The sequence below is a fragment of the Nocardia sp. MH4 genome, from assembly GCF_019266065.1.
In the GTDB taxonomy this organism is placed as follows: domain Bacteria; phylum Actinomycetota; class Actinomycetes; order Mycobacteriales; family Mycobacteriaceae; genus Nocardia; species Nocardia canadensis.
Window position 1 is genome coordinate 164,493 of record NZ_LPNR01000125.1, and the last position, 24,166, is coordinate 188,658.

Consider the following 24,166-nt stretch of genomic DNA (forward strand, 5'->3'; position numbering starts at 1 on the left):
CTACCCCTTCGCCCGTTCGATCTTCCCGGCGAGCGCGGCGAGCAGGCTCTGGAGCAGGTCGATGGTGGTCTCGTCGACCAGGTTGCCCGCGTCGTCGAACCGCTCGTGCGACCGGAAGGCGATCACCTCCGGCTTGACCACCACATCGCTCTCGGTCCAGACGAAGACCTGCCGCAACGCCAGTTGCGCTCGGACCGAACCGAATTGGGTGGGCGCGGCGCCCATGATCGCGACCGGCTTGCGCAGCAGCGGCAGCCCTTCGGTTCTGGTCCAGTCGGTGCTGACCCAGTCGATGGCGTTCTTGAGCACACCGGGGATCGAGTAGTTGAACTCCGGCGTCGCGATCAGCACGCCGTCGGCGGCGGCGATGCGGCGGCGCAGGTCGGCCACCGCGGCGGGTCGCTGATCGGGCGTATCCAGGTCCTGGTCGTAGGGCGGGATCGCCCGGAGCCCGTCGTAGATCTCGATGTCGAGGCCGGCGCCGAATTTCTGGGCGGCGCGCAGCAGGGCGGTGTTGTGCGAGTCGGCGCGCAGGCTGCCCGACAGCGCGAGGACGGTGTGGTTGGTCATGGGCTCGCTCTTCTGGGTCGTGCGGATGGGATCCGTTGTTCTAACCAGTCATCGATACTTTAAAGGTTAGTCCGGGCCTCGTTGATTCCCGGTTCGGGAAAAAATCTCGGATTCAACGACGGAGCGCCTTCGTGGCGTACTCAGAACCTACGGCGCGGGCGCGGTATCGACGGCGGACCACCGGCGCCGCGCGGCGGACACTCCACGCCAGATCGTCCAGCTGGAAGGGTTCGCACTTCGGTTGCCCGCGAACGGTTGTCGTCGACTAACATCCGCTGGTGATCGACAGCACCATCCCGGTACGCACCGCCCGGCTGATCCGGGCGACCGCGCGGGGTGTCGGGGTCACCGAGGCCGAGCTGCGTCATCTGCCCGGCCCCGACCCCGCGGACATCGCCGATGGCCTGGCCCGCATTCCCACCGAGTCGACCTGGCGCATCTGGGAACTCACCGAGGCGATCGGCGGTCCCGGTGCCGGACTCCGGGCGGGAGCCGCGGCCGATCGTGGGCAGTTGCTCGAGTGGGACTACCTGTTCACCAGCGCACCCACCCTGGCCGAGAGCGTCCGCATCGCGTTCGACCTGCGCGCCCTGGTGACCGATCCAGGTGTCGGCTGGTCCGTGCGCGAGGACGGCCGCTTGCTGGTCCTGCGGTTCGACGCGATCGAGCCCGACCCGCTACTGGCCCCGGTCGAGGACTTCATCCTCTCCACCGTGCTGCGGCGAATGCGCGAGGCCACCCGGACGGCGATCACGCCGGTCCACGTCGCGCTCCGCAGGCGCGCACCCGCCACCCGGCAGCACCTCGTCGATGTCTTCGGCACCCAACGCATCGATTTCGGCGCCCCGCACGCCCAGCTGACCTTCCTCGACGTCGCCGACCTGCCCACCGGCACCGATCCGCAGCTGGGCGCCCTGGTGCGGCACCACGCCGAGCTCGCCCTCGCCGGCTCCTGCCCCGTCCCCACCGATCAGGAGGCGCTGCGCGCCGCGATCCTCGACGAACTCGCCACGGGCGAGCTCACCCTTCCCGCCGTCGCCGCTCGCTTCGCCGCCAGTCCGCGCACCTTCCAGCGCCGCCTCGCCGCGGCGGGCACCACCTGGCGCGACGAAGTCGACGCCGCCCGCCGCGACCGCGCCGAACGTCTGCTGCGCGAGTCCGACCTCCCCGTCCAATCCATCGCCGCCCGCCTGGGCTACACCGATGCTCGCGCCCTGCGCCGTTCCTTCCACCGCTGGACCGGCCACAGCCCCGATGCCTTCCGCCGGGCGGCCGGCCCCGCAAACACGAACGGCGCGTTCACCCTCGGGTGAACGCGCCGTTCGGCGGGAAACGAACTAGCGGCCGATGGCCGCGGCCATCACGCGGACGGCGGAGATCAGGCCGTCGATCAGGTTGCCCTGACGGAACGACGCCAGCGCGGCGGTGACACCCAGCTGGCAGATGCGATCGTTGGCGCGCTCGGCGACGTGCGCACCGGAGCGCACCTCGATGGCGCCCTGGTTCGGCGAGACCGCGATGAGCACCGAGTCGGCCGCCTCGGGGGTGTTCGGCAGGACCGCGTCGGCGCCGGCCGCCGGGTCGTTGCCGAGATCGCCGAGGTAGATGTTGAAGCGGACCTTGGTCGCGCGGGTCGCCTCGGTGAGGGCGTTGTCGAGCATGACGCGCTCACGGTCGGTGAAAGGCACCTCGTCGAAGACGGTGCCCGGCTCGTGCACGCCCGAGACGCGACCGCTGCTGGTCAGTGCGAATCCGTGCGGCAGGTCGGCATCGACCACCGCGGGCCACTTAGAACTTGCCACTTGCCCGGCCTCCGATCAGCTCCGCGTTCGCGGCTTCGAGAGCCGCATGGCTGCCATGCGACTCGGCGGTGTGGTGACCCGCCGCGGCGGTCACCTCGTCGGTAGCACTCCACAGCACCGGCGAGTGGGTCCACTTCTGCCCGAGCGCGAAGTGGGCCGGCTTCTCACCGGGGAATGGCTTACCGAGATAGGACAAACCCGCGATCGCGAAGTAGATCGCGGCCGGGATGCCGACGAAGATCAGCACTGTCTCGAGAATGCTCACGGTCCAACGGTAGACGATGCTCTGTAGTAGTTCATCCTCCGGCACTCCCGAAACCGCGTGTCCACCCTCCTCAGACCAGCCAGGCCGCCGCGTTCGCGGGCAGCCGGTCGTCGGCGACGGGGGCGCTGGCCAGCAGCACCTCCCCCGGCGGCAGCTGGATCGGCCCGTCGGAGGCGTTGAGGACACAGATCAGTCCACCCGGCCTGCGGAAGGCCAGGCATCCGTCCGGGCTGCCGTACCACTCGATCCGGTCACCCGCGAATTCCGGCCGTGTGCCACGCAGATCGATCGCCAGCCGGTACAGCGACAGCGTCGAATGCAGGGTCTCCAGTTGGGCTTCCACCGTGCGGTCGGCCCAGTCGGCCGGGATCGGCAGCCACGGCGTGCCCGTGGTGAAGCCGAACGGGGTGGTCGAGCCCTCCCACGGGATCGGCACCCGGCAGCCGTCGCGCCCGCGTTCGGTGTGGCCCGAGCGCTCCCACACCGGGTCCCGCAACGCGTCCTCGGGCAGATCGTCGACGTTGGGCAGGCCGAGTTCGGCGCCGTTGTAGACGAACACCGCCCCGGGCAGCGCCAGCTCGACCATCGTCATCGCCCGCGCCCGCGCGACCCCGATCCGGCCGCCGCCGTAGCGGGTGACCTCGCGTTCGATGTCATGGTTGGACAGCGTCCAGGTCGGCGGGGCGCCGACACCGCTCACCGCGTCGAGGGAGTGCGTGATCGCCTCGCGCACACCCTCGGCGGTGTAGGGGGTCTCCGCCAGGCGGAAGTTGAACGCCAGGTGCAGTTCGTCCGGGCGCACGTACTCGCCGAAGCGGGTGTTGTCGTCGACCCACACCTCGCCGATCGACACCGCGTGCGGGTAGTCGTCGAGGACCGCGCGGATGCGGCGGTGGATGGCGTGCACGCCCGGGTTGTTGAAGCGGGGATCGTCGTCGTCGTGGACCAGCATCTTGGTCTCGACCTTCGCCATGTCGGGCAGGCCGTCGGGCTTGGCCATCCCGTGCGCGACATCGATCCGGAAGCCGTCGACCCCGCGGTCGAGCCAGAACCGCAGCGTCTTCTCGAAATCGGCGGCGACCTCGGGATTCTCCCAGTTCAGGTCCGGCTGTTCCGGCGCGAAGATGTGCAGGTACCACTGGCCCGGGGTGCCGTCGGGCTCGGTGACCCTGGTCCAGGCCGGGCCGCCGAAGATGCTCGGCCAGTTGTTCGGCGGCTCGGCCCCGTCGGGGCCGCGGCCGTCCCGGAACAGATAGCGGGCCCGCTCGGGGCTGCCCGGCGCGGCCTCCAGGGCCGCGGTGAACCACGGGTGCTCGACGCTGGTGTGATTGGGCACCAGGTCCATCGTCACCTTGATCTCGCGGTCGTGTGCCTCGGCGATCAGCTCGTCGAACGCGGCCAGCCCGCCGAAGAGCGGGTCGATGTCGCGCGGGTCGGCCACGTCGTATCCGCCGTCGGCCTGCGGCGAACGCATCACCGGACAGATCCACAGCGCGTCGACGCCCAGTAACTCCAGGTAGCCCATCTTCTCGCGAACGCCGCCCAGATCGCCGACACCGTCACCGTCGGAGTCGGCGAACGAACGTGGGTAGACCTGATAGAACACGGCGGTTGTCCACCACGGAGCGGTGCTGTTTTCCCCCGGCACCGGCGAGGCAGGTGTCTGTGTCACAACCGCAATATTGCCAAAGATTGCCCGGGATATTCCTACGGCGCGAGACTTTCTTCGAATCTGGCAAATCGCCAGCGTTCGCCACGCCGGAGCGAAACATCGGGGTAAACCTCGGCATCGACCCGAAACCGCGGCGCCACCTGCCGGTCATCAGCGAACGCGGGGCACCCTTCCCCTCACCCGGGCGCGTTCTGCAGCGAGGCGGCCGCCATCTGGAAGTAGTCCATCAGCTGCTTGCGGTGCGCGTCGTCCAGGATCGATGGCTCGATCTCCCCGACCGCGATCGTCATGCACCGCAGCCACGCGTCACGCTCGAGCGGGCCGACGACGAACGGGTTGTGCCGCATCCGCAGCCGCGGGTGCCCACGCTCGTCGGAATAGGTCCGCGGCCCGCCCCAGTACTGCTCGAGGAACATCCGCAGCCGACGCTCGGCGGGGCCCAGATCCTCCTCCGGATACAGTGGGCGCAGGATCTCATCGACAGCGACCTCGCGATAGAACACGGACACGATGCGGCGGAACGTCTCGGCGCCACCCACCGCTTCGTAGAACGAGGTCGTTGTCTGCTCACCTGAAGTCACGACGTCCATTGTGCCCCGATGACCGGGCACGCGACGCGGCGGCAGCCGCGCATCACGAACGCGTGGCCCTTCAACCACAGTTCACCCGAAAGTTTGAAAAATAGCCGTGCAATACCGGCAGAACCATGGTCAACTGGGGGGCAGTATCGGCCCCAGATACCACATGATCCTGCCAATCATGAAATTGAGGTCAAGATGAAGCAGCGACCAGGCGCCCGGTCACACGAGGCGCGCGCGCACCGACAACTCCAGCCCGCCGACGTCCACAATCGTGGCTCGGGGGCTATCCCGCTGCATATCTTGTCCGATCACCATCCGGGCGCACACGGTCATCACGACCTGCCGCATCACCCCGCGCCATTGCATCTTGCCGGAGACCACGACGCCGCCGCGTGGCGCAAACGCCGGGTCCTCCTCCTCAACGCCACCTACGAACCGCTCACCGCGCTGTCCGCGCGCCGTGCCGTCGTCCTGCTGATCTGCGCCAAAGCCGACGCGGTCCACGACAACCCCGAAGCCCCGGTCCTGCACTCGGCAGGCGCCGAAGTGGCGATTCCCTCCGTCATCCGGCTGCGCACCTACGTGCGCGTGCCCTACCGCGCCCGGGTGCCGATGACCCGCGCCGCGCTCATGCACCGCGACCGCTATCGCTGCGGCTACTGCGGCGGCAAGGCCGAGACCATCGACCACGTGATCCCGCGCAGCCGCGGCGGCGAGCACTCGTGGGAGAACTGCGTCGCCAGCTGCGCCCCCTGCAATCACCGCAAGGCCGACAAGATGCTCACCGAGCTCGGCTGGACGCTGCGCCACCCCCTGGTCTCCCCCAAGGGACCGCACTGGCGGCTGCTGTCCACCACCGCCGACCTGGATCCGATCTGGTTGCAGTATCTCGGCGAAGGAGCCGCCTGAGTCAGGGGCTCTCGATGACCATCGAGGCCCAGGTCCCCGGTTCCAGCGCCTCGAAGATATGCGGAAGATCGCCCAGGTAGCGGACGTAATCGCCGGGGCCGATCTCGATGGGCTCGTCCGCCGGGCCGACCAGCGCGCGCCCGGCGGCCAGCACCACGTGCTCGACCACGCCCGGGTTGTGCGGATCGGAGCGGCGGGTATGGCCGGGTTCGGCCGCGATCCGGTAGACATCGCAGCGCGTGTGTGACTGTCCCGCTGCGAGCAAGGTCACTCGATAGTCCGCGTCGGCCGATGGCACCGGCGCGCCCTCGTCGGCGCGGATCACCTGGACATTGGGCCGGGGCGGGTCGAGCAGCCGCGAGAACGGCATCTCCAGCGCGACGCACAGCGCCCACAGGGTTTCCAGACTGGGATTGCCGGTGCCCGATTCCAGTTGCGACAGTGTCGATTTCGCGACGCCGGCCCGGCTCGCGACCTCGGTCAGCGACAAACCAGCGCGCGCGCGTTCGCGGCGCAGCGATGCCGCGATCACCGCTTGGGGTGGTCCGGTCACCGGGTCCTGCCGGTCCATCAACGCCTCCTGGGAGCTGGCGATTTCGCGTTGACTTTACCCACCTGTCGCGTTCAATATGAGAAACATGCGTTCGATATGGCGAACACTCGATCGGCGAACCGTCACCGCCGTGGCCGCGGCCTGCCTGGCCGTCGGCCTCTTCGGCGTGTCCTACGGCGCATCGACGATCGCGGCCGGGTTCCCGGTCTGGATGCCGATCGTGATGGCGGTGACGGTGCTGGCCGGCGGGTCCGAGCTGCTGTTCTTCGGCATCGTCGCGGCGGGCGGTAGCCCGCTCGCCGCCGTCGTCGCCGGACTGCTGCTCAATGCCCGGCACCTGCCCTACGGCCTGTCGGCGCCGGAGGTCTTCGGCCACGGCTGGAAGCGGGTGCTCGGCATCCACGTGCTCAACGACGAGTCGGTGGCGTTCGCGACCGCGCCCGGCGACCAGGAGCGCAAGCGCGCCGCCTACTGGGCCTGCGGCATCGGCGTCGCCCTGAGCTGGCCGCTGGGCGCGACCCTCGGCGCCGCCCTGGGTTCGCTCGTCCCCGACACCTCGGCTCTCGGTCTCGACGCGGTGTTCCCGGTGATCCTGCTCGCGCTCATCCTGCCCGCCCTGCGCGACCGCGCCACCCTGCGCCCGGTCCTGGTCGGCGCCGCACTCGCGGTCGCGGCCGCCCCGTTCGTCCCGGCGGGCCTGCCGGTGCTGATCGCTCTGCTCGGCTTGGTGTTCGCGCTGCGGCCACCGGAGCAGACCGAGAGCCCGGCGGCACAGCCATGCTGACCTCGGCCGTTCGGCCCGGGCACGCCGGTGCGCGGTCGATACCCGCCCGGTCGATCCCCGCGCGTCCCGGCCGCGCGCTCGGATCGCCGAGGGTCGTGCCGACCTGTGCGACCGGCCGGACTCCGCCCGTCTCCCAGCGGCGGTGCCCGTCGTGAACACCCCCTACCTGCTGCCCGCGATGCTCACGCTCGCCGCGGGCACCTACGCGCTGCGGTGGACCGGCCCGGCTCTTCGGCATCGACTTCGCCTGTCGCCCAGGATGATCCATCTTCTCGATACCGGCGCGCTGATTCTGCTCGCGGCGCTGGTCGCGACCGCCACCCTCCCGACCGGGTCCGGCGAACTCGGCATCGCCCTGCCCGCCGGAGTGACGGTCGGCGGCCTCCTCGCGTGGCGCCGTGCGCCGCTGCTCGTCACCGTGCTCGCCGCGGCGGCGACAACCGCCCTCCTCCGACTGGCCGGCGTGCACTGACGCGGCGCCGTCACCCTGTGCTCGACGACCGTGACGCGGCGACTCGCGAGCGTCCACCGACCTGATCGTCACACTGCCGTCGAGTCATGGTCGGCACGGGCCGGCTCGCGCCGCTGCTGGCCACCGTCCCCGAGATTACGGACACGCGCACGTCGACCATTCTGCTCCGGCGCCGCGCGCGCGACCTCGTTGTCGCCGGGAGATGTCCGACCCCACTGGCACCATGTCGCCCGTGACCACGAGCGAACGACCGATGCCGCCCCTGAACGCCGACGAGCGCGCGACCACGGAGGCGTGGCTCGACTTCTACCGCGCGACGCTGGCGCTCAAGTGCCAGGGCCTCGACGACGCCCAGTTGCGCACCGCCGCCGCGCCATCCGCGCTGACCCTGCTCGGCCTGCTCCAGCACATGGCCGAGGTCGAACGTAACTGGTTCCGCCGAGTCCTCGCCGAGGAGCCCGCGCCGCCGATCTACGACCCGCACGCCGATACCGCGGGACACGACGGTGGTTTCGAGCTCACCGACGACTCGTCCTACGACAAGGCCGTCGCGGTCTGGCAAGACGAGATCGCCCATGCCCGCCGCAATTGCGCCGCTCGCGAGCTGGACGACACCAGCCCGTTCCTGGACAGCCGGGTGAGCCTGCGCTGGATCTACACCCACATGATCGCCGAGTACGCCCGCCACTGCGGCCACGCCGATCTGCTGCGCGAGCGCATCGACGGAGCCACGGGCGTCTGAGCCCGGCGCACGACCTCAGCTGGGCGACAGCGGGATCCCCCCACCCAGGCGACGCGCGACGGAGCCGTAACGGGCGTCGAGGCGCAGCCAGGTGCGGGTGGCGCGGACGCGGACCAGTTCGGTGGGCTGGATGCGGCGCGATTCGGTCTTCTCCCCCGCGTGCGGGATGAAGTCCATGGCGGTGAGGGCGAAGACGACCCGCATCGGGACCTCGACCGCGAGGTCGTCGGCGCCGGTGACGGTGAGCACCGACTGGTCCAGCAACGAAGCGGGCGGGCCGTGGGCCCCGCCGTGCTCGCGGGCCAGATCGGCACCGCGCTCGGCCAGCTCGACCAGTGCCCGAGCCGGGACGTCGTCGACGTGGGTGAAACCGTCGGCGGGTGGCAGCGCACCGCGCCAGGCCGAGTCCATCGAGTAGCCGAGGTCGATCGGGTGCCCGGTGCGCAGACCCGCCAGCACCGTATCGGCGCCGACGGTGACATCGTCGACACCGAGTTCGGCGGTGACCGTGCGCACCGCGAGGGTCTCGAAACCTGTTGCGACCCACGCGGAGACGAGACTGGAACCCCGCCGCCGCAACCGGACCACCGCGGCCGGGTCGAGCCGGATCGCCCGGCTGAGGAAGGTGGCCAGGTTCTCGCGTTCGGCCGGGTCGGGAGCGTGCAGCACCCGCTGTTCGGAGCTCACGGAGGTCAGGCCCGCCACAGGGCCAGGTAGTCGCGTTCGGTGTCGCTGAGCCTGCGCAACCGCTGGGTCTCGATGTCGAACGCGGCGAGCTGGGTGGTGGCGGTGACCGCCGGCGGCGAATCGGGGGCGGCGCCGTTGGCACGCACCTCGTAGCCGATCGTGAAATCGACCGCCCGCAACTGCTTGACCCACATGGCGATGTCGAGCGGGGTGTCCTCGTGCCGCAACTGGCCCCGGTACTTCACGTGCAGGTCGACCAGCACACAACCCTGCCGCCCCATCGACGCCGTCGGCTTGTCGTCGTCGAACAGCCACGGAATCCTGGCCTCTTCCAGCAGCGTCACCATCCGCGCGTGGTTGACGTGCTGGAACACGTCCATGTCCGACCAGCGGATCTCGACCTTGGCGTGAAAGCGCCGGGGCAACACCAGGTTCGTCTCCGGCGCGGCCGTGGCTGTGTTCGGCGAGCTCGTCACCGTGGTACCTCCGATTGGGCGCCCACCCCGCTCACCATGCTCCGCACCTGTCGCGCGGCGACCGACAGTGTGGCGAGGTCGTGGGTCCCGGACTCGAACAATTCCGACAGTGCCGCGCGCGCACGACCCAGCCGGGACTGGTTCTTCGACTCCCAGTATGCAATTTTCTCGTCGGCCGTCTCCTCCGGGTCACCCGCGGAGAGCACATCGAGGGTGAGCGAGCGCAGCGAACCGTACATGTCGTCGCGCAACGCGAGCCGGGCCAGCGCGTGCCAGCGATCGCCGCGTTCGAGGTGACTCACCGCCTCGAGCAGCCAATCGATCTTGAGATGCTCGTTGAGCGCGTAGTACAGCGCACCGACCTCGGTGCCGTCCCGGTCGGCGATGTCGGCGATGTCGACGATGTCGAGCAGTGGGTACAGGCTCAGCAGCCCGAACACCTCGGTTGCCAGCTCGGTCGGCGCGCCACGGGCGATCAGCTCGGCCGCGCCCTGGGTGAGCGAGGTGACGTGGTGCCCGCGCAGCCAGCCCGGCACCTGCGGCGCCAGCTCCTGCACCCGCCGGTGGTATCGGTTGATCTCGGCACCCACCGCGATCGGCTGCGGCCGGTTGCTGAGCAGCCAGCGCGAGGCCCGGTCCAGCGTCCGCTTGGACTCCAGCTCCAGCAGATCGCACACACCCGCGGGCGCGTCGGCGCCGCGGATACGCGCCCACACGTCGTGCAGTTCGAAGATCTCGGTGGCCGCGGCGAACGCGCGAACGGTGTCGGAAGTGCTGGCCCCGACTTCCTCGTTGAGCCGGTGCGCGTAGGTGATGCCCGCGTAGTCGACGACTTCGTTGACGATCATCGTGGTGACGATCTCGCGCCGCAGCCGGTGCTTCTTGATCGCGGCGCCGAACCGCTCACGCAGCGGCGTCGGGAAGTACTGCGGCAGCCTGCGCGCGAAGTAGACGCTGTCGGGCAGATCGGTGTCGAGCAGATCGGCCTTGAGCCCGAGCTTGACGTGCGCGAGCAGATTGGCCAGTTCGGGCGAGGTGAGCCCGCGGCCCTCCTCGTCACGCCGCTTCAGTTCGGCCTCGCTCGGCAACGCCTCGAGCTCACGGTCCAGGCCGCGACGCTGCTCGAGATCGTCGATGACACGGCCGTGCACGCTGACCATCTGCGGCGCGTCGGTGCGCGCGATGCCGATCAGCACGTTCTGATCGACGTTGTCCTGCAACACCATCCGCGCGACCTCGTCGGTCATCGAGGCCAGCAGCGGGTTGCGGTCGGCCTGCGCCAGGTCGCCCGAGCTCACCACGCCGTCGAGCAGGACCTTGATGTTGACCTCGTGGTCGGAGCAGTCCACGCCCGCGGAGTTGTCCAGCGCGTCGGTGTTCATCTTGCCGCCGCCCCGGCAGAACTCGATCCGGCCCAGCGCGGTGGCGCCGAGGTTGCCGCCCTCACCGATCACCTTGACCCGCAACTGGTTACCGTCGACCCGGACCGCGTCGTTGGACTTGTCGCCCACCTCGGCGTTGGCTTCGGTGCTGGCCTTGACATAGGTGCCGATGCCGCCGTTCCACAACAGCTGCACCGGCGCGAGCAGGATCGCCCGCACCAGTTCCGGCGGCGTGAGCGCCTGCACCGAGTCGGGCAGCCCCAGCGCGAGCCGGGCCTGCGGCGAGATCGGCACCGACTTCACGGTCCGCTCGAACACGCCGCCGCCCGCGCTGATCAGCGAGCGGTCGTAGTCGGCCCACGAGGACCGCGGCAGCGCGAACAGCCGCTCGCGCTCGACGTACGAGGTGGCCGCGTCGGGGTTCGGGTCCAGGAAGATGTGGCGGTGGTCGAACGCGGCGACCAGCCGGATGTGGCGCGAGAGCAGCATGCCGTTGCCGAACACGTCACCGCTCATGTCGCCCACGCCGACGACCGTGAAGTCCTGGCTCTGGGTGTCGATGCCCATCTCGCGGAAGTGCCGCTTGACCGCTTCCCACGCGCCCTTGGCGGTGATGCCCATGGCCTTGTGGTCGTAGCCGGCCGAGCCGCCGGAGGCGAAGGCGTCACCGAGCCAGAAGCCGTAGCGGGTCGCCACGTCGTTGGCGATGTCGGAGAAGCTGGCGGTGCCCTTGTCGGCGGCGACGACCAGATAGGTGTCGTCGGCGTCGCGGCGGACCACCCGGGCGGGCGGCAGCACCGCGCCGGTGGCCAGATCGACATTGTCGGTCACGTCGAGCAGGCCGGAGATGAAGGTGCGGTAGCAGGCGACGCCCTCGGCGATGCTCGCCTGACGATCGGCGGCGGGGTCACCGGTGGGCGCGGGCGGATTCTTCACCACGAAGCCGCCCTTCGCGCCGACCGGCACGATCACCGCGTTCTTCACCGCCTGCGCCTTCACCAGACCCAGGATCTCGGTGCGGAAGTCCTCGAGCCGGTCCGACCAGCGCAGACCGCCGCGCGCCACCGAGCCGAACCGCAGATGCACGCCCTCGACGCGCGGCGAGTAGACGAAGATCTCGAATTGCGGTCGCGGCTTGGGCAATTCGGCGATCTCGCGCGGTTCCACCTTGAACGAGAAGTAGTCGCGGGGATGACCTTCGGCGTCGACGACGTAGTAGTTGGTGCGCAGGGTCGCCTTGATCAGGCCGAGGATGGCGCGCAGAATGCGGTCGGCGTCCATGCTGACCACTTCGTCGATGCCCGCCCTGACCTTCGTCTCCAGCTCGGCGGCGGTCTCGGCCGACACGGTGTCGGGATCGAAGCGGGCGGCGAACAGGTCGACGAACGCCCGCGCGACCTCGGGATGGGCCAGCAGCACGCGCGCGATGTTGACCTGGCTGTACGGGAAACCGGCCTGCTGCAGGTACTTCGCGTACGCGCGCAGGATCGCCACCGACCGCCACGGCAGACCGGCCCGCAGCACCAGCTCGTTGAGGCCGTCCGCCTCGGCTCGGCCGTCCCAGACCGCCTCGAAGGCGTCGGTGAACCGAGAGTGCAGCTCGTCCTCGTGGGTGGCCTGCTCGAGCAGTTCGGCGTCGAGATCGCCGCCGAGCGCGTTGCGCAGCAGCTCGGGACGCGCCTGCAGCCCGAAGTCGTAGATCCAGCGCTCGGCACCGCACTCCAGCTGCAGCTGGTAGGGCCGCTCGTCCACCACCTCGACGCCGAGACTCTGCAACACCGGCAGGACCTGGCTCAGCGAGACAGCCGCCCCGGCGATGTAGAGGCTGAAGCGCCACGACCCCGGCGCGGCCTCCGGCTTGCGGTACAGGTGCTGGCCGATGCCGCCCTCGGTGAGCCGTTCCAGCCTGCCGATGTCGGCCAGCGCGCGGACCGGGCCGAAATCCTCCTTGTAGCTTTCCGGGAAGGCCTCCGAATATCGCTTCACCACACCGGGGTCCAGGACGGTGGAGGTGGCGACCTCGTCGTCGATCCGATCGTCCCAGGTGTGGCTGGCCGCGTTCAGCAGAGTCTGCAGGCGCAGCCGATTGTCCTCGGAGGTGTCCGGCGCCGCGGTGGCCTCGGCGGGCAGCATCACGGTGAAATAGACACTGGCGAGCTCGCTTTCGCTCACCCGCGCCGAGTAGTCGATGTCGGCGCCGCCGAGCTCGCGGACCAGGATCTCCTGCATCTGCAGGCGCACCGCGGTGGTGTAGCGATCGCGCGGCAGGTACACCATGCAGGCCACGAACCGGCCGTACCGGTCGCTGCGCAGGAACAGCCGCACCTGCCTGCGCAGGCCCACCCCGAGCACCGCCACCGCGGTGCGGCGCATCGCCTCGGTGTCGGCCGAGAACAGCTCGGTGCGCGGGAACGACTCGATCACCTCGAGCATCGCCTGCCCGGAGAACGAGTCCTTGTCGAATCCGGCCGCCTCGATGGCGGTGCGCACCCTGGTGTTGATGACCGGGATGTCGAGGACGTTCTCGTGCACCGCGCTGACGGTGAACACGCCGATGAACAGATGGACGCCGACGACGGCGCCCGCGTCGTCCACGTCGGCGACGCCGACGAAGTACGGGTACACCGAGCGGTGCACGGTCGCGCGGACCAGGCCCTGGGTGAGCATCAGCAGCGGGCGGTCGCCGCCGTTGATCGGCACCTGGAAGTCGGTGCCGATGTCGGCACGCAGCACGCCGAGGCTCGCGCCGGCCACCGGGGTGGACACGGTGTGGCCGAGTTCGGTGTCGCGGTGATAGCGCGCATAACCGAGCAGGGTGAAGTTGCCGCGCGACAGCCAGCGCAGCAGCTCCGCGCACTCGGCCAGATCGGTGGCGGGGAACGGCCCCGTGCCCGCGGCCGCGGTCCGATCGAGCTGGTCGGCCAGGGAGCTCTGCACCCTGGTCATCGCCTCGGTGTCGTCGATCACCTGACGGACGTCGGCGATCACGGTGGGCAGGGTGCGCTCGATGTGATCGAGCTGGGCCCGCCCGGTCGAGGGATGCAGCTGCAGATGCATCCACGACTCCGGCTTGCCGGTCGCGCCGTTGCCGTCCACCTCGTGCGGTGCCGCACTGATCAGGACGCCGTGCGCGTCGCGGGTGACCTCGAAGATCGGGTGGATGACCTCGGTGACGCTCACCTGCATCCGGCTCAGCGCCGCGGTGATCGACTCGACCAGCAGGGGCATGTCGTCGGTGACCAGCTGCGCCGCCGCGCCCATGCCCGACCCGTCGTCGGGATGGTAGACCCGCACCAGCGCCGTGTCCGCGGGACGTTCGGCGGCCAATTCCATGTGGCGACGGAAGATCTGGTTGATGCCGGTGACCGGGAAGTCCGCGTCGCCGGCGTCCACGTGTCGGAAGTACGCCCCTTCGAGTGTCGCGAGATCACCGCGCAAGCTCTGCGGTATTCCCGCGGCCCACGCCGCGCTCGACATTTCCGACGAGACCGTCATCGTTTCGCCCACTCCCATGGATTCGGTTCGCTTCGATTCCGCAACTCAGGTGACGCAAATTCGAGACTAGTCGGGGCTCCATGGACACGCGGAGGGAATTTGCGCTTGCCGCGCCGGTAACTTGGCCAACGTTCGGTGAACGCCGCGGAAGGCGCCGCTGCCAGTCGTTTTCGCGCGTTGACGCCGACGGCCCGGCGAGCCGATCATCGTGGATCGTTCCGCCGGGCCGTCGCAGCAAACCCTCGGGATCAGTCCCGGGTGAGCTTGCGGTGGGTCACGCGGTGCGGGCGCGCCGCTTCGGCACCGAGGCGCTCGACCTTGTTCGCCTCGTAGGCCTCGAAGTTGCCCTCGAACCAGAACCACTTGGCGTCGTTGTCGCTGTCGCCCTCCCACGCGAGGATGTGGGTGCAGGTGCGGTCCAGGAACCAGCGGTCGTGGGAGATCACGACGGCGCAGCCGGGGAACTGCTCGAGCGCGTTCTCCAGCGAGCTGAGGGTTTCGACGTCGAGGTCGTTGGTCGGCTCGTCGAGCAGGATCAGGTTGCCGCCCTGCTTGAGGGTCAGTGCGAGGTTCAGGCGGTTGCGCTCACCACCGGAGAGCACCCCGGCCGGCTTCTGCTGGTCCGGGCCCTTGAAGCCGAACGCGCTGACATAGGCGCGCGAAGGCATCTCCTGGTTGCCGACCTCGATGAAGTCGAGCCCGTCGGAGACGACCTGCCAGACGTTCTTGTTCGGGTCGATGCCCGCGCGGTTCTGGTCGACGTAGCTGAGCTTGACCGTCTCGCCGACCTTCACCTCGCCGCTGTCCGGCGCCTCCAGTCCGACGATGGTCTTGAACAGCGTGGTCTTACCGACACCGTTGGGGCCGATCACGCCGACGATGCCGTTGCGCGGCAGCGTGAAGGACAGGTCCTTGATCAGCTGACGATCGCCGAAGCCCTTGTCCAGGTGCGAGACGTTGACCACGATGTCGCCCAGGCGCGGACCCGCGGGGATCTGGATCTCCTCGAAGTCCAACTTGCGGTGCTTCTCGGCTTCCGCGGCCATCTCCTCGTAGCGACCGAGGCGGGCCTTGTTCTTGGCCTGCCGGGCCTTGGCGCCGGAGCGCACCCAGGCCAGCTCCTCCTTGAGGCGCTTCTGCAGCTTCTGGTCCTTTTTGCCCTGGACCTCGAGCCGCTGGGCCTTCTTCTCCAGGTAGGTGGAGTAGTTGCCCTCGTACGGGTAGGCGCGGCCGCGGTCGAGCTCGAGGATCCACTCGGCGACGTTGTCGAGGAAGTACCGGTCGTGGGTGACGGCCAGCACGGCGCCCGGGTAGGCGGCCAGGTGCTGCTCGAGCCACAGCACGCTCTCGGCGTCGAGGTGGTTGGTCGGCTCGTCGAGCAGCAGCAGGTCGGGCTTGCTCAGCAGCAGCTTGCACAGCGCGACGCGGCGGCGCTCACCACCGGAGAGGTTGGTGACCGGCTCGTCCGGCGGCGGGCAGCGCAGCGCGTCCATGGCCTGCTCGAGCTGGGAATCCACATCCCACGCGTCGGCGTGGTCGAGGAACTCCTGCAGCTTGCCCATCTCGTCCATGAGCTCGTCGGAGTAGTCGGTGGCCATCAGTTCGGCGATCTCGTTGAAGCGATCCAGCTTCACCTTGACCTCACCGAGGCCCTCCTCCACGTTGCCGCGGACGGTCTTCTCCTCGTTGAGCGGCGGCTCCTGCATGAGGATGCCCACGGTGGCGCCGGGCGCGAGGAACGCCTCGCCGTTGTTCGGCCGGTCCAGCCCCGCCATGATCTTCAGCACGGACGACTTACCCGCGCCGTTCGGGCCGACCACACCGATCTTGGCGCCGGGCAGGAAGTTCAGCGTCACGTCGTCGAGAATGACCTTGTCGCCGTGCGCCTTGCGAACCTTGATCATCTGGTAAATGAACTCAGCCATATATGGAAGCCTATCGGTGCGGGTAACGGGGGTGAGATGCGGAGCGGGCCGGTGCCGCGGATGCGACCCTCAGGCGTCGACCCGCTCGGGCGTACCGGAGATCGGCACCGCAACCGGCGATCGCGCCGGGAGGGAATCCGCCGCGGTCGTAGAGGCTACGGCAGTCGGTACCGTCGGCGCATACTCGGCCGCGTCCTGCGCGGGGATCGGTGGTACAGCGCCGCGCCGGTCCGAAATATTCCGCACGGTGTGCGACGCGGAGCGTGCCGCATCGGATCGCCGCACCACCGATGCGCTGCACCGTCCCAGATCAGGGCCGACCGCGACCGCGCGCATCTCCAGATCCCGACGCTCGGTACCGTCCTTGCCGCGATACGTGCCGTTGTCCACCCATCCCCCGGCCGCGGCGTCGAACCGGCGCGCATTACTCGCCATTCGGAAGGTCACCACCTGTTCGCCGTTGGCGAGATCACGCCGGACCGGATGGGTCACCACTGTGCCGATCACCGTCGCCTGTGCCTCGTACATCGAATCCGCCCCCGCTCGGTCGCTGTTGTGCTGACTTCCCCAGGATGGACTCACCGTCGGCCGAACGGTCGGACGCGGACGCAACTGGGGACAACCTCGACGGTTGTGGAGATCTCCTGTGTCAGAGCACGGGGAGTTCGGTGTTCGCCCCGCACAGGACGACGATCGGGCGCACGCCCGGGTCCGGACGATAGACGCCGCTCTGCACCGCGGCCAGCGCGGCGGCGCCCTCCAGCTCGACGACGACGCGGAATTCGCGCCACAGGTACTCCCTGGCCGCGGTGATCGCGTCGTCGGCGACCGACAGGGCGGGCATGCGGTGCCTGCGCGCGATGTCGAAGGCGATCTCGCCCACCCTGGTCGCGCACAGCAACTCGGTGGCCCTGGACTGCGCGTCGATGTCGACCGGCCTGCCCGCGGCCAGCGCGGCCGACAGCGCAGGCGTGTGCTCGGACTCGACGCCGACGATCTGCCTGCGTCTGCCCAGCGCGGCACCGAGGCCGGCGATCAGCCCGCCGCCACCGATCGCGGCCAGCACCGGCGGCCGCCCGCGCACCTGTTCTTCCAGTTCGAGGCCGATCACCCCGGCTCCCGCCACGACGGCGGGCATGTCGTAGGCGTGCAGGTGTTGCGCACCGCGTTCGGCGGCCAATGTCACGGCCCGCAGCTGCGCTTCGGCGTAGCTCGTGCCGTGCCAGAGCACCTCGGCGCCGTGCGCCCACATCGCGGCGACCTTGGTGTGCGGCGCCGACTCCGGCACCACCACCGTGCAGGCCTTGCCCAGCTGCGCGGCGGCCAGCGCGACCGCGATCCCGGCATTGCCGCCGGAGGCGACGACGACATGATCGACATCCTTGCCCGCGGCCAGCAGCGCGTTGAGCGCGCCACGCACCTTGAAGGTGCCACCGTGCTGGAGGAATTCCAGTTTCAGCGAGACCGGCACGGGGCCGTCGGGGCCGTCGACGGTGGTATGGAACACCGGGGTCTTGCGCACCCGGCCCGACAGCCTGCGTCGCGCCGCCCGCACCTCCGTGCGCAGCACACGATGCGGTTCGGTGCGATGTATCGACCCACTCATGGGCGCACCGCATCCATTCACTGACGCACCTCGCCGTCGCGACGCGCCAGCTCGGCGTACATCGCGTTGTAGGCGGTGAGCTCGGCGTCGTTGTCGCGGTCGGCGGCGCGGTCGGTGCGCTTGGCCAGCCGCTGATCGCTGCGCGACCACTGGATCAGCAGCGCCAGCATCACCACGACCAGCGGCACCTCACCACTGGCCCAGGCGAAACTGCCGCCGTTGCGCTGATCGGCGAGCAGGTCGATGTTCCAGCCGAGGCCGAGGGTGCGGTAGAACCAGCCGCCGAGCACGGTGTTCATGCTCATCAGCGCGATGCCGAAGAACGCGTGGAACGGCAACGTGCCGAACACCATCGCGAGCTTGGTCAGCGGCGCCACCTCGCGCGGCTTGGGATCGATGCCGATCACCACCCAGTAGAACAGGTAGCCGCTGAGCAGGAAGTGCGCGTTCATCATCAGGTGCGCGGCGTGCGAGTCGACGTAGGTGTCGAAGATCCCGCCCAGGTACAGCGCGTAGAACCCGGCGACGAAGATGATCGACGCCACGACCGGCTGGGTCAGGAACCGCGAGACCGGGTTGTGCACGGCGGCCAGGATCCACTCGCGCGGACCCGGCACGCCCTCGCGCCCGGCGGGCGGCAGCGCGCGCAACGCCAGCGTCACCGCGCCACCGAGGGCGAGCAGGATCGGCGCCAGCATCGACAACGCCATGTGCGCGCCCATGTGCACGCTGAACATCGCCGGCGCGTACCGGCCGACACCCGAGGACGTGGCCAGCAGCAGCACCAGACAGCCGCTGCACCAGGCGATGGTCCGCCCGACCGGCCAGGCGTCGCCGCGCTTGCGCAGGCGATACACGCCGAGCAGGTAGAGCGCGGCGAGCACGATCGCGAGGGTCCCGAAGATCAGGTCGAAGCGCCAGTCGAACAGCAGTCTGCCCACGGTCGGCGGCCCGGCCAGGGTGTAGCCGAGCTCGACCTCCACCGGCGTCGGGATCGAGGTGGGCGGCGGGGGCGGGGTGCGCCCGAGGCCGACGGCCAGGCCGATGGTGGCCGCGAAGATCAGCATCTCCACCCCGGCGAAGCGGATCAGCGCCCGGCGGTCGCGCGGATCGGCGGCGAGCGCGGGCAGCGCGGCCCGGCGCTGCAGGTAGCCGAGCACACCGAGGACGAGCAGCGCCGCCGCCTTGGCCAGCACCAGCTTGCCGTAGGTCGTGCCGAACAGCTCCGACGCGGGCAGCCGGACCCAGGCGTTGACCACGCCGCTGAGGCCGATCACCACGAACGCGATGGTCGCGGCGACCGAGAACCGCCGGGCAGCGACATCGGTCCCCGCGCCTCCGCGCAGCGCGTGCGCGAGCACCGCGATCAGACCGCCGACCCAGACCGCGGCCGCCACCATGTGCAGGATCAGCGAGTTGGTGGCCACATCGTGGGCACCGCCGGAGGACGAGTGCCCGGTCAGCGCGAGCGGCATCATGGTGATCAGCGAGCCGGCCAGCAGCAGCGGCGTCCAGCCCCAGCGCAGCGCCAGGCGACACCCGATGGCGACGATCAGCGCGAACAGCGTCGTGGTGCGCCAGGCACCGGCGACCTCGACCTGGGCGATCACCGGCCACAGCACCTCGGGCCGCCAGATGTCACCGACCGGCTGCCCGGTCGTATCCGAGACAGTCAGTGGCACCAGCAGCGCCGCGCAGCCCGCCCAGACCAGCGCGGCGTCGGCGGCCCGGCGCACCGCGCGGTAGCCGCCGGCCTCGAGTAGTCCGCTGTCGCGGGGCGGCAGCAGGAACGCGGCGAACAACAGCGAGCCGACGGTCATCGCGGCGGCCAGATCGGCCACCGCCCGCAGCGCGGGCAAGCCATATGTTGTCAACGGCCCCGGATCGGGTATACCCAGCAGACTGAGGGCCTGCGCCGCCGACAACCCGACCACGATCGCCGCGACGACCGCGGCCATCGCCCCGGCGACGACGCTCAGCACCCCGAACGTCGCGCTGTTGCCTGTCGGCGCAGCCCGACCCGCTTCCACCGGTGGCGCGCCGTCCACGGCGGGTCCAGCGGAGGGGTGCTGCGATAACGACATGACAACGAGGGTAGTTCGACCTGCCCCGGGCCGACCCGATGGGGCATCGCTGCCGACGACCCCAGCACTCCTGCTGGTCGGTCGCTATACTTTTCGCGCTGGACACCGGCGCCGAGTTCGGCCAAGGTGGATGCCACTGCCTCCGTAGCTCAGTTGGATAGAGCAAGGGCCTTCTAATCCCTAGGTCGCAGGTTCGATTCCTGCCGGGGGCGCGTAGAACATGGGCAACTGTGGTGGTTGCCCATGTCGTGCCGGGTTGCCCCGTGCCGCCACCGCCACGCGCTGGTGGTGGCACGGGGGCCGGTTCGGTAGGTGTAGCCGGGGACAGCGTGCCAACGGCTGTGACGGCGGCGGGAAGTGTTTCTGCGGTCAGTGTGGCGTAGATGGTCACGTGTTTGGTGGTGTGGTCATAGACGATCTTGATGCCGAATGCCTCGTATAGGTCGCGTTGCAGGACGTCGGGGGCGCGGGTGAGATGTAGCGCCAGGCGTGGCAGGTCTTCGAGCAGGGCGGGTTCGTCGGGCTGCTGGCGGGCAGCTTGTTCTCGCAATGTCTTCAGCTCGTCGTTCTTGGTCCGGCGTTGCTGTTCGAGTTCGGCGTAGCGGCGGCGCAGCCGCTCGGCCCAGGCATCGGCCAGATCGTCACCGCTGGTGATCGGGCGGGATTCGCGTTCATCGAGGATGTTGTCCTGGCGTCGGGTGATCTCGGCCACGGTCTTCTCGATCGCGGTGATCCGCTGCGCGATTTCGGTGCCCTTGCTGGATGACTGCCCCCGTAGCTGGTGGCGTAGCAGGGTGGTGCGGTCAGGACCGAGGACCCGCTCGTTGAAGAACTTCTCAAGGCATTCGAGCAGGGCGTCTTCGCGTACGTATACCGAGCGGGGGTGGTCGGCGTATTCCTCGGGTTTGCCGACCAGATCGAGTTTGGGCTGGCATGTGTAGTAGCCGTTGCCCTTGCGGGTCTTGCCGAACATCCGTTTGTTGCACTGCTTGTGATGCACGAAGTAGCGCAACACGTAGGTGCGGTGGGTGTCGGGGTGGGAGTTGCGGCCGTTCATCCGTGACCCTTGGCGTGCGGTCCGGTTCTGTTGCACCGCGTCCCACATCTCGCGGGTGACCAGGGGCTCGTGGGTGGGTTCTGGTGACCAGATCCATTTCTCGGGCGGGTTCACTATCCCGCCTTTCTTGCTGGCACGCCTGTTCCAGACCATGTGGCCGGTGTATTTCGGGTTGATCAGGAGTTCGCGCACCGACGACGGTGTCCAGCGTCCCCGCGCTCGGGTTCCGCTGTTGGGCTGTGGCGGTGGGTAGCGGTCGGGGTCGGCGTTGAGTCGGTCCGCGATCACCTTGTAGGCGAGTTTCTCGTCGTGACGCCACTGGTAGATCCGCACCACCGCTGGTGCCCGCTCGGGGTCCACGATGAGCCGGGATTTGGTGCGGCCTTCCTCTCGTTTCGCCGCGACTGGGTGTGGCACTTTCTCGTTGAGGTAGCCGTGGCAGGCTTTGCCGATGTTCCATCCTTGAAAGGTGTGTTCGCGGAACCCTTCCCAGGACTGTTCGAGGGTGTGGCGCAGAAACCACTCGGCGACACCTTGTTTCATGCGGCGTACGAGGATCTGGGTGGCCCGTTTCTCTGACAGCGAGATCGGTCCCTCGTCGGCGGCGAACAGCGGCACCCCGACTTTTTCCAGCTCGTGTTCGAGCTGGGTGGACTGGTGCGTCCAGCGGGCGGCGCGTTCGATCTCTTCCACCACGACCGCTTCGAACCGGCGGTTGGGGTGGCGGGCCTCGGCCATCAAGTCGGCCAAGCCGCCGTCACGCGGGATCGGGATGTCGAATGCTTCGTGCGCGTTGCCCAGACCACGCAGCTCGAGGTCTTTGCGCGAGGATTCCACGTCGTAGAAGAAGGCGACGATCACGAACCCGTTGGGCAGGACTTTGCGGCAGTTGTCGAGCTGGCGTGGCAGCGACAACGTCGGGTCCTGCAAATCGCGGGTCGAGGTGCGTAGGAACACCGCGACCGGGACCGGGGACGCGCCACCGACCCCGAGCAGGTCGGCGCTGTCGGTTCCGATGAGTGCGGGCAGGCTCATGCCGCGTTCTCCTGATCACCGTCGAGGGCCACGGCGTCTAGCTCGACGGTGGCCGGGTCCTGGTCAGCACTGTTGAGCCAGCGCAGCAGCGCGGCAATCGCGTCGGCTTGGCGTTGTGCGGTGCGTTTCGCCTCAGCCCCGGTGACGTAGCGGATGTGGAACGACGCCTTCATCCCAGCCACGCGGGCATCGACGTGCCCCGGCACCGGTTCGTTGTTGTGCGCACGGCGAGCCCGCCTGTTCAACGGGATCACCACGCCCCCGTCCGAGAATTCCTCGTCCATGTTCTTCTCCTTCTCTCGCACCACACCGCCGCCCTATAACCGGGGTGGGTGGTGTCGGTTTCGTGGATGGTGGACCTGCGCGGTGACCGCGCGGGCCCGGACATCGGGGTCCATGAACGCTCCGTAGCGGCCGGGGCGTCAAATGTCTTCTCGTCCAACGTTTCTGCCGATTCGACCGCCGATACCCACGTCTGGGCCGACCCGGGTGGGATACGGCAGCCAGGGGCCGTTCTGGCGGGGTCAACGCGCATTGCCCGCTGCGGTTGGTTACCAGCGATGTCCGAAACCCGGGGTCATGGATGGCGACAGGTGCGGGCACCGGCGGACGACCTGTGCCTGCGGGGCGGCGGGTGACGGCGGTAGCGGTGTCGGCATGTGGACGGTCCCCTTATGCGGCCCTCCGGTCGGGTCTGGTCTCTGGGTGCTCGCCGGCCTCGGTGTCGACCTCACCGCGGGCGAGATCCGAGGCCGCGTATCCACCGGAGGTCCTGGACCGGTGCAGCGGTGGCAGGGAGTCGATGTCGATATCGGTGTCGTTTGGGCCTCGTCGGTGATCGAGCGACGCCGCCTTGATCGTGGCCTGAAACGTCCGCCTCTCTCGGACCGACTCCATCTATGACTGCCGCAGTATGTGAGACGAGAGGGAGCATGAAGCTCAAGCAGGAAAGCCGGGTGCTGAAGGGGAAGGGACTTGCGTCGCTGACCTGCGCGGTCGAAGCCTTCAACTCGCCGCACGACACCGGTCGGGTGACCCGAATTCTGCTGCATCTGCAGCATGCCTTCGAGATGTTGCTCAAGGCAGCGCTTGTACAGACTGGTGAGAAGAACATTTTCGATCGAGAAACCGGTCGTTCCGTCGGCTTCGAGAAGTGCGTCCGGCTGGCCGAGGGGAACGCCACCATCAAGCTCGAGGATACCGACGCGGGTACGCTCCGCGCCATCGACGCGATGCGCGACGACGAACAACACTGGTTCAATATCGTTCCCGAACAGATCCTCTACCTGCATGCACGGGCGGGCGTGACCTTGTTCGATGACCTCCTTCAGCGCGTGTTCGCTGAGCGACTGGCCACACATCTGCCCAGCCGGGTGCTGCCGGTGTCGGTCGACCCGCCCCGCGATCTGGCACTCGTGCTCGACGAGGAATACAGCCAGATCACAGCGCTCCTGCAACCAGGGCGTCGGGCGGGACACGAAGCGCGAGCCCGTATCCGGACGCTGCTGGCCATGGAAGCCCACGTCGAACCCGAAACTGCGGTGTCCAACAACGACGTAGAACGGGTCGAAGACGGTGTCCGCCGTGGCGATTCTCGAGAAGATGTGTTTCCACGGCTCAGTGACATCGCAACGACGATCGACGGAGAAGGGTTGACGCTGACGGTCCACTTCACAAAGAAGCAGGGTGCGCCGGTCCGATACGTCGCCGACGATACGGTGCCAGCAGCGGCGATCCGAGAGGTGGACCTCCAGAAGAAGTACCACCGTGCACCGGCCGAACTGGCGGCGGCGGTAGGACTCAGCCCGACACGCAGCGTAGCTCTGCGCCGACATCTGGGGATCGACGAAGAAGGGCCGTATAGCCACCTTTTCGAATTTGGCGCGTTCCGTCAACGGCGGTACTCCGACAACGCGTTCACGGTGATGCGGGATGCGATCGCAACCATCGACATGGATGCCGTTTGGCAGGCACACAAGTCGAAGGGGCGTTCCAAGACTGCTCCCTGCCTGCTTCCAGGCTGTCGTGTCGAGTGAACGACACCGTCGGATCCTGAACGGAGTGCGCGA

Annotated in this window: 22 protein-coding genes, 1 tRNA gene and 1 pseudogene; 9 read left to right on the forward strand and 15 right to left on the reverse strand. The window is 68.9% G+C overall.

All coding sequences use genetic code 11. The features are described from left to right. Nucleotides 1-570, reverse strand: a complete 570-nt coding sequence (locus ATM97_RS29805; protein WP_218721517.1) for an NADPH-dependent FMN reductase — start codon at nucleotides 568-570, stop codon at nucleotides 1-3. Between the two features lie 278 nt (nucleotides 571-848). Between ATM97_RS29805 and ATM97_RS29810 the strand changes: the two genes are divergently transcribed. Next, entirely contained in the window at nucleotides 849-1,883 is a 1,035-nt protein-coding gene (locus tag ATM97_RS29810) for an AraC family transcriptional regulator (protein WP_218721518.1), read from the forward strand. Nucleotides 1,884-1,907: 24 nt separating this feature from the next. On the opposite strand, the gene ATM97_RS29815 is transcribed toward ATM97_RS29810, so the two are convergent. From ATM97_RS29815 to ATM97_RS29830, 4 genes are all read right to left on the reverse strand, one after another. Beyond that, entirely contained in the window at nucleotides 1,908-2,372 is a 465-nt protein-coding gene (locus tag ATM97_RS29815) for a DUF5130 domain-containing protein (RefSeq protein WP_308248669.1), read from the reverse strand. Beyond that, entirely contained in the window at nucleotides 2,359-2,637 is a 279-nt protein-coding gene (locus tag ATM97_RS29820) for a hypothetical protein (protein ID WP_218721519.1), read from the reverse strand. Before ATM97_RS29820 ends, ATM97_RS29815 begins: the two co-directional genes overlap by 14 nt. Before the next feature lie 70 nt (nucleotides 2,638-2,707). Continuing rightward, a complete protein-coding gene (locus tag ATM97_RS29825) occupies nucleotides 2,708-4,309 on the reverse strand; it encodes a glycoside hydrolase family 13 protein (protein ID WP_308248670.1) in 1,602 nt (533 codons plus the stop codon). Between the two features lie 176 nt (nucleotides 4,310-4,485). Beyond that, on the reverse strand, nucleotides 4,486-4,899 hold the full coding sequence (locus ATM97_RS29830; RefSeq protein WP_218721520.1) for a globin: 414 nt from the start codon (nucleotides 4,897-4,899) through the stop codon (nucleotides 4,486-4,488). A 186-nt stretch (nucleotides 4,900-5,085) separates the two neighbouring features. Here ATM97_RS29830 and ATM97_RS29835 point away from each other — a divergent pair, with 186 nt between their 5' ends. Continuing rightward, nucleotides 5,086-5,799 carry an HNH endonuclease gene (locus ATM97_RS29835; protein ID WP_255588610.1) on the forward strand — a complete coding sequence of 238 codons (714 nt, stop codon included), beginning with the start codon at nucleotides 5,086-5,088 and terminating at the stop codon, nucleotides 5,797-5,799. Between the two features lies 1 nt (nucleotide 5,800). On the opposite strand, the gene ATM97_RS29840 is transcribed toward ATM97_RS29835, so the two are convergent. Continuing rightward, nucleotides 5,801-6,370 (reverse strand): helix-turn-helix domain-containing protein, encoded by a 570-nt coding sequence (locus ATM97_RS29840; protein ID WP_218721521.1) that lies wholly within the window; start codon nucleotides 6,368-6,370, stop codon nucleotides 5,801-5,803. A gap of 67 nt (nucleotides 6,371-6,437) precedes the next feature. On the opposite strand from ATM97_RS29840, the gene ATM97_RS29845 reads away from it, so the two are divergent. The 3 genes from ATM97_RS29845 (at nucleotide 6,438) to ATM97_RS29855 (ending at nucleotide 8,350) form a co-directional block, all read left to right on the forward strand. Further along, on the forward strand, nucleotides 6,438-7,136 hold the full coding sequence (locus ATM97_RS29845) for an AzlC family ABC transporter permease (protein ID WP_218721522.1): 699 nt from the start codon (nucleotides 6,438-6,440) through the stop codon (nucleotides 7,134-7,136). A 151-nt stretch (nucleotides 7,137-7,287) separates the two neighbouring features. Beyond that, nucleotides 7,288-7,608, forward strand: a complete 321-nt coding sequence (locus ATM97_RS29850) for an AzlD domain-containing protein (protein ID WP_308248671.1) — start codon at nucleotides 7,288-7,290, stop codon at nucleotides 7,606-7,608. Between the two features lie 232 nt (nucleotides 7,609-7,840). After that, entirely contained in the window at nucleotides 7,841-8,350 is a 510-nt protein-coding gene (locus ATM97_RS29855; RefSeq protein ID WP_308248672.1) for a DinB family protein, read from the forward strand. A gap of 15 nt (nucleotides 8,351-8,365) precedes the next feature. On the opposite strand, the gene ATM97_RS29860 is transcribed toward ATM97_RS29855, so the two are convergent. From ATM97_RS29860 to ATM97_RS29890, 7 genes are all read right to left on the reverse strand, one after another. Further along, nucleotides 8,366-9,037 (reverse strand): hypothetical protein, encoded by a 672-nt coding sequence (locus ATM97_RS29860; RefSeq protein WP_218721523.1) that lies wholly within the window; start codon nucleotides 9,035-9,037, stop codon nucleotides 8,366-8,368. A 5-nt stretch (nucleotides 9,038-9,042) separates the two neighbouring features. Then, nucleotides 9,043-9,468 carry a thioesterase family protein gene (locus ATM97_RS29865; protein ID WP_342800792.1) on the reverse strand — a complete coding sequence of 142 codons (426 nt, stop codon included), beginning with the start codon at nucleotides 9,466-9,468 and terminating at the stop codon, nucleotides 9,043-9,045. Between the two features lie 41 nt (nucleotides 9,469-9,509). After that, on the reverse strand, nucleotides 9,510-14,390 hold the full coding sequence (locus tag ATM97_RS29870) for an NAD-glutamate dehydrogenase (RefSeq protein ID WP_218721525.1): 4,881 nt from the start codon (nucleotides 14,388-14,390) through the stop codon (nucleotides 9,510-9,512). A 248-nt stretch (nucleotides 14,391-14,638) separates the two neighbouring features. Continuing rightward, nucleotides 14,639-16,315 carry an energy-dependent translational throttle protein EttA gene (ettA, locus tag ATM97_RS29875; protein WP_218721526.1) on the reverse strand — a complete coding sequence of 559 codons (1,677 nt, stop codon included), beginning with the start codon at nucleotides 16,313-16,315 and terminating at the stop codon, nucleotides 14,639-14,641. 69 nt (nucleotides 16,316-16,384) lie between these two features. Next, nucleotides 16,385-16,843: a single-stranded DNA-binding protein gene (locus ATM97_RS34670; RefSeq protein ID WP_255588611.1), complete on the reverse strand. Its 459-nt coding sequence runs from the start codon at nucleotides 16,841-16,843 to the stop codon at nucleotides 16,385-16,387. 121 nt (nucleotides 16,844-16,964) lie between these two features. Then, the gene (locus ATM97_RS29885) at nucleotides 16,965-17,921 is read right to left on the reverse strand and encodes a serine/threonine dehydratase (RefSeq protein WP_218721527.1); all 957 of its coding nucleotides are present in this window, start codon (nucleotides 17,919-17,921) and stop codon (nucleotides 16,965-16,967) included. A 17-nt stretch (nucleotides 17,922-17,938) separates the two neighbouring features. Further along, nucleotides 17,939-20,005, reverse strand: coding sequence for a cytochrome c oxidase assembly protein (locus tag ATM97_RS29890; RefSeq protein ID WP_218721528.1), 2,067 nt, complete (start codon nucleotides 20,003-20,005; stop codon nucleotides 17,939-17,941). Nucleotides 20,006-20,143: 138 nt separating this feature from the next. Between ATM97_RS29890 and ATM97_RS29895 the strand changes: the two genes are divergently transcribed. Next, nucleotides 20,144-20,217: transfer RNA gene (locus tag ATM97_RS29895), tRNA-Arg, on the forward strand. Between the two features lie 368 nt (nucleotides 20,218-20,585). Beyond that, nucleotides 20,586-20,771, forward strand: coding sequence for a hypothetical protein (locus ATM97_RS29900; RefSeq protein WP_218721529.1), 186 nt, complete (start codon nucleotides 20,586-20,588; stop codon nucleotides 20,769-20,771). Nucleotides 20,772-21,137: 366 nt separating this feature from the next. On the opposite strand, the pseudogene ATM97_RS35105 reads toward ATM97_RS29900, so the two are convergent. Further along, nucleotides 21,138-21,800: pseudogene (locus ATM97_RS35105) on the reverse strand (recombinase family protein); the annotation flags it as partial. On the opposite strand from ATM97_RS35105, the gene ATM97_RS29910 reads away from it, so the two are divergent. Beyond that, entirely contained in the window at nucleotides 21,699-22,013 is a 315-nt protein-coding gene (locus tag ATM97_RS29910) for a hypothetical protein (RefSeq protein ID WP_218721530.1), read from the forward strand. The pseudogene ATM97_RS35105 and the gene ATM97_RS29910 sit on opposite strands and share 102 nt — an antisense overlap. Before the next feature lie 80 nt (nucleotides 22,014-22,093). Here the strand turns inward: ATM97_RS29910 and ATM97_RS29915 are convergent, their stop codons facing one another. Beyond that, nucleotides 22,094-22,381 carry a hypothetical protein gene (locus ATM97_RS29915; RefSeq protein WP_218721531.1) on the reverse strand — a complete coding sequence of 96 codons (288 nt, stop codon included), beginning with the start codon at nucleotides 22,379-22,381 and terminating at the stop codon, nucleotides 22,094-22,096. 648 nt (nucleotides 22,382-23,029) lie between these two features. Between ATM97_RS29915 and ATM97_RS29920 the strand changes: the two genes are divergently transcribed. Then, nucleotides 23,030-24,133 carry a DUF3644 domain-containing protein gene (locus tag ATM97_RS29920; RefSeq protein WP_218721532.1) on the forward strand — a complete coding sequence of 368 codons (1,104 nt, stop codon included), beginning with the start codon at nucleotides 23,030-23,032 and terminating at the stop codon, nucleotides 24,131-24,133. Nucleotides 24,134-24,166 lie beyond the last annotated feature (33 nt).

Bases quoted from the DNA above. Each gene is read 5' to 3' on its own strand.
- ATM97_RS34670 (WP_255588611.1), bottom strand. From the start codon at position 16,843: ATGTACGAGGCACAGGCGACGGTGATCGGCACAGTGGTGACCCATCCG.
- ATM97_RS29835 (WP_255588610.1), top strand. From the start codon at position 5,086: ATGAAGCAGCGACCAGGCGCCCGGTCACACGAGGCGCGCGCGCACCGA.
- ATM97_RS29840 (WP_218721521.1), bottom strand. From the start codon at position 6,370: ATGGACCGGCAGGACCCGGTGACCGGACCACCCCAAGCGGTGATCGCG.
- ATM97_RS29915 (WP_218721531.1), bottom strand. From the start codon at position 22,381: ATGGACGAGGAATTCTCGGACGGGGGCGTGGTGATCCCGTTGAACAGG.
- ATM97_RS29885 (WP_218721527.1), bottom strand. From the start codon at position 17,921: ATGAGTGGGTCGATACATCGCACCGAACCGCATCGTGTGCTGCGCACG.
- ATM97_RS29920 (WP_218721532.1), top strand. From the start codon at position 23,030: ATGAAGCTCAAGCAGGAAAGCCGGGTGCTGAAGGGGAAGGGACTTGCG.
- ATM97_RS29890 (WP_218721528.1), bottom strand. From the start codon at position 20,005: ATGTCGTTATCGCAGCACCCCTCCGCTGGACCCGCCGTGGACGGCGCG.
- ATM97_RS29870 (WP_218721525.1), bottom strand. From the start codon at position 14,390: ATGACGGTCTCGTCGGAAATGTCGAGCGCGGCGTGGGCCGCGGGAATA.
- ATM97_RS29805 (WP_218721517.1), bottom strand. From the start codon at position 570: ATGACCAACCACACCGTCCTCGCGCTGTCGGGCAGCCTGCGCGCCGAC.
- ettA (WP_218721526.1), bottom strand. From the start codon at position 16,315: ATGGCTGAGTTCATTTACCAGATGATCAAGGTTCGCAAGGCGCACGGC.
- ATM97_RS29845 (WP_218721522.1), top strand. From the start codon at position 6,438: ATGCGTTCGATATGGCGAACACTCGATCGGCGAACCGTCACCGCCGTG.
- ATM97_RS29830 (WP_218721520.1), bottom strand. From the start codon at position 4,899: ATGGACGTCGTGACTTCAGGTGAGCAGACAACGACCTCGTTCTACGAA.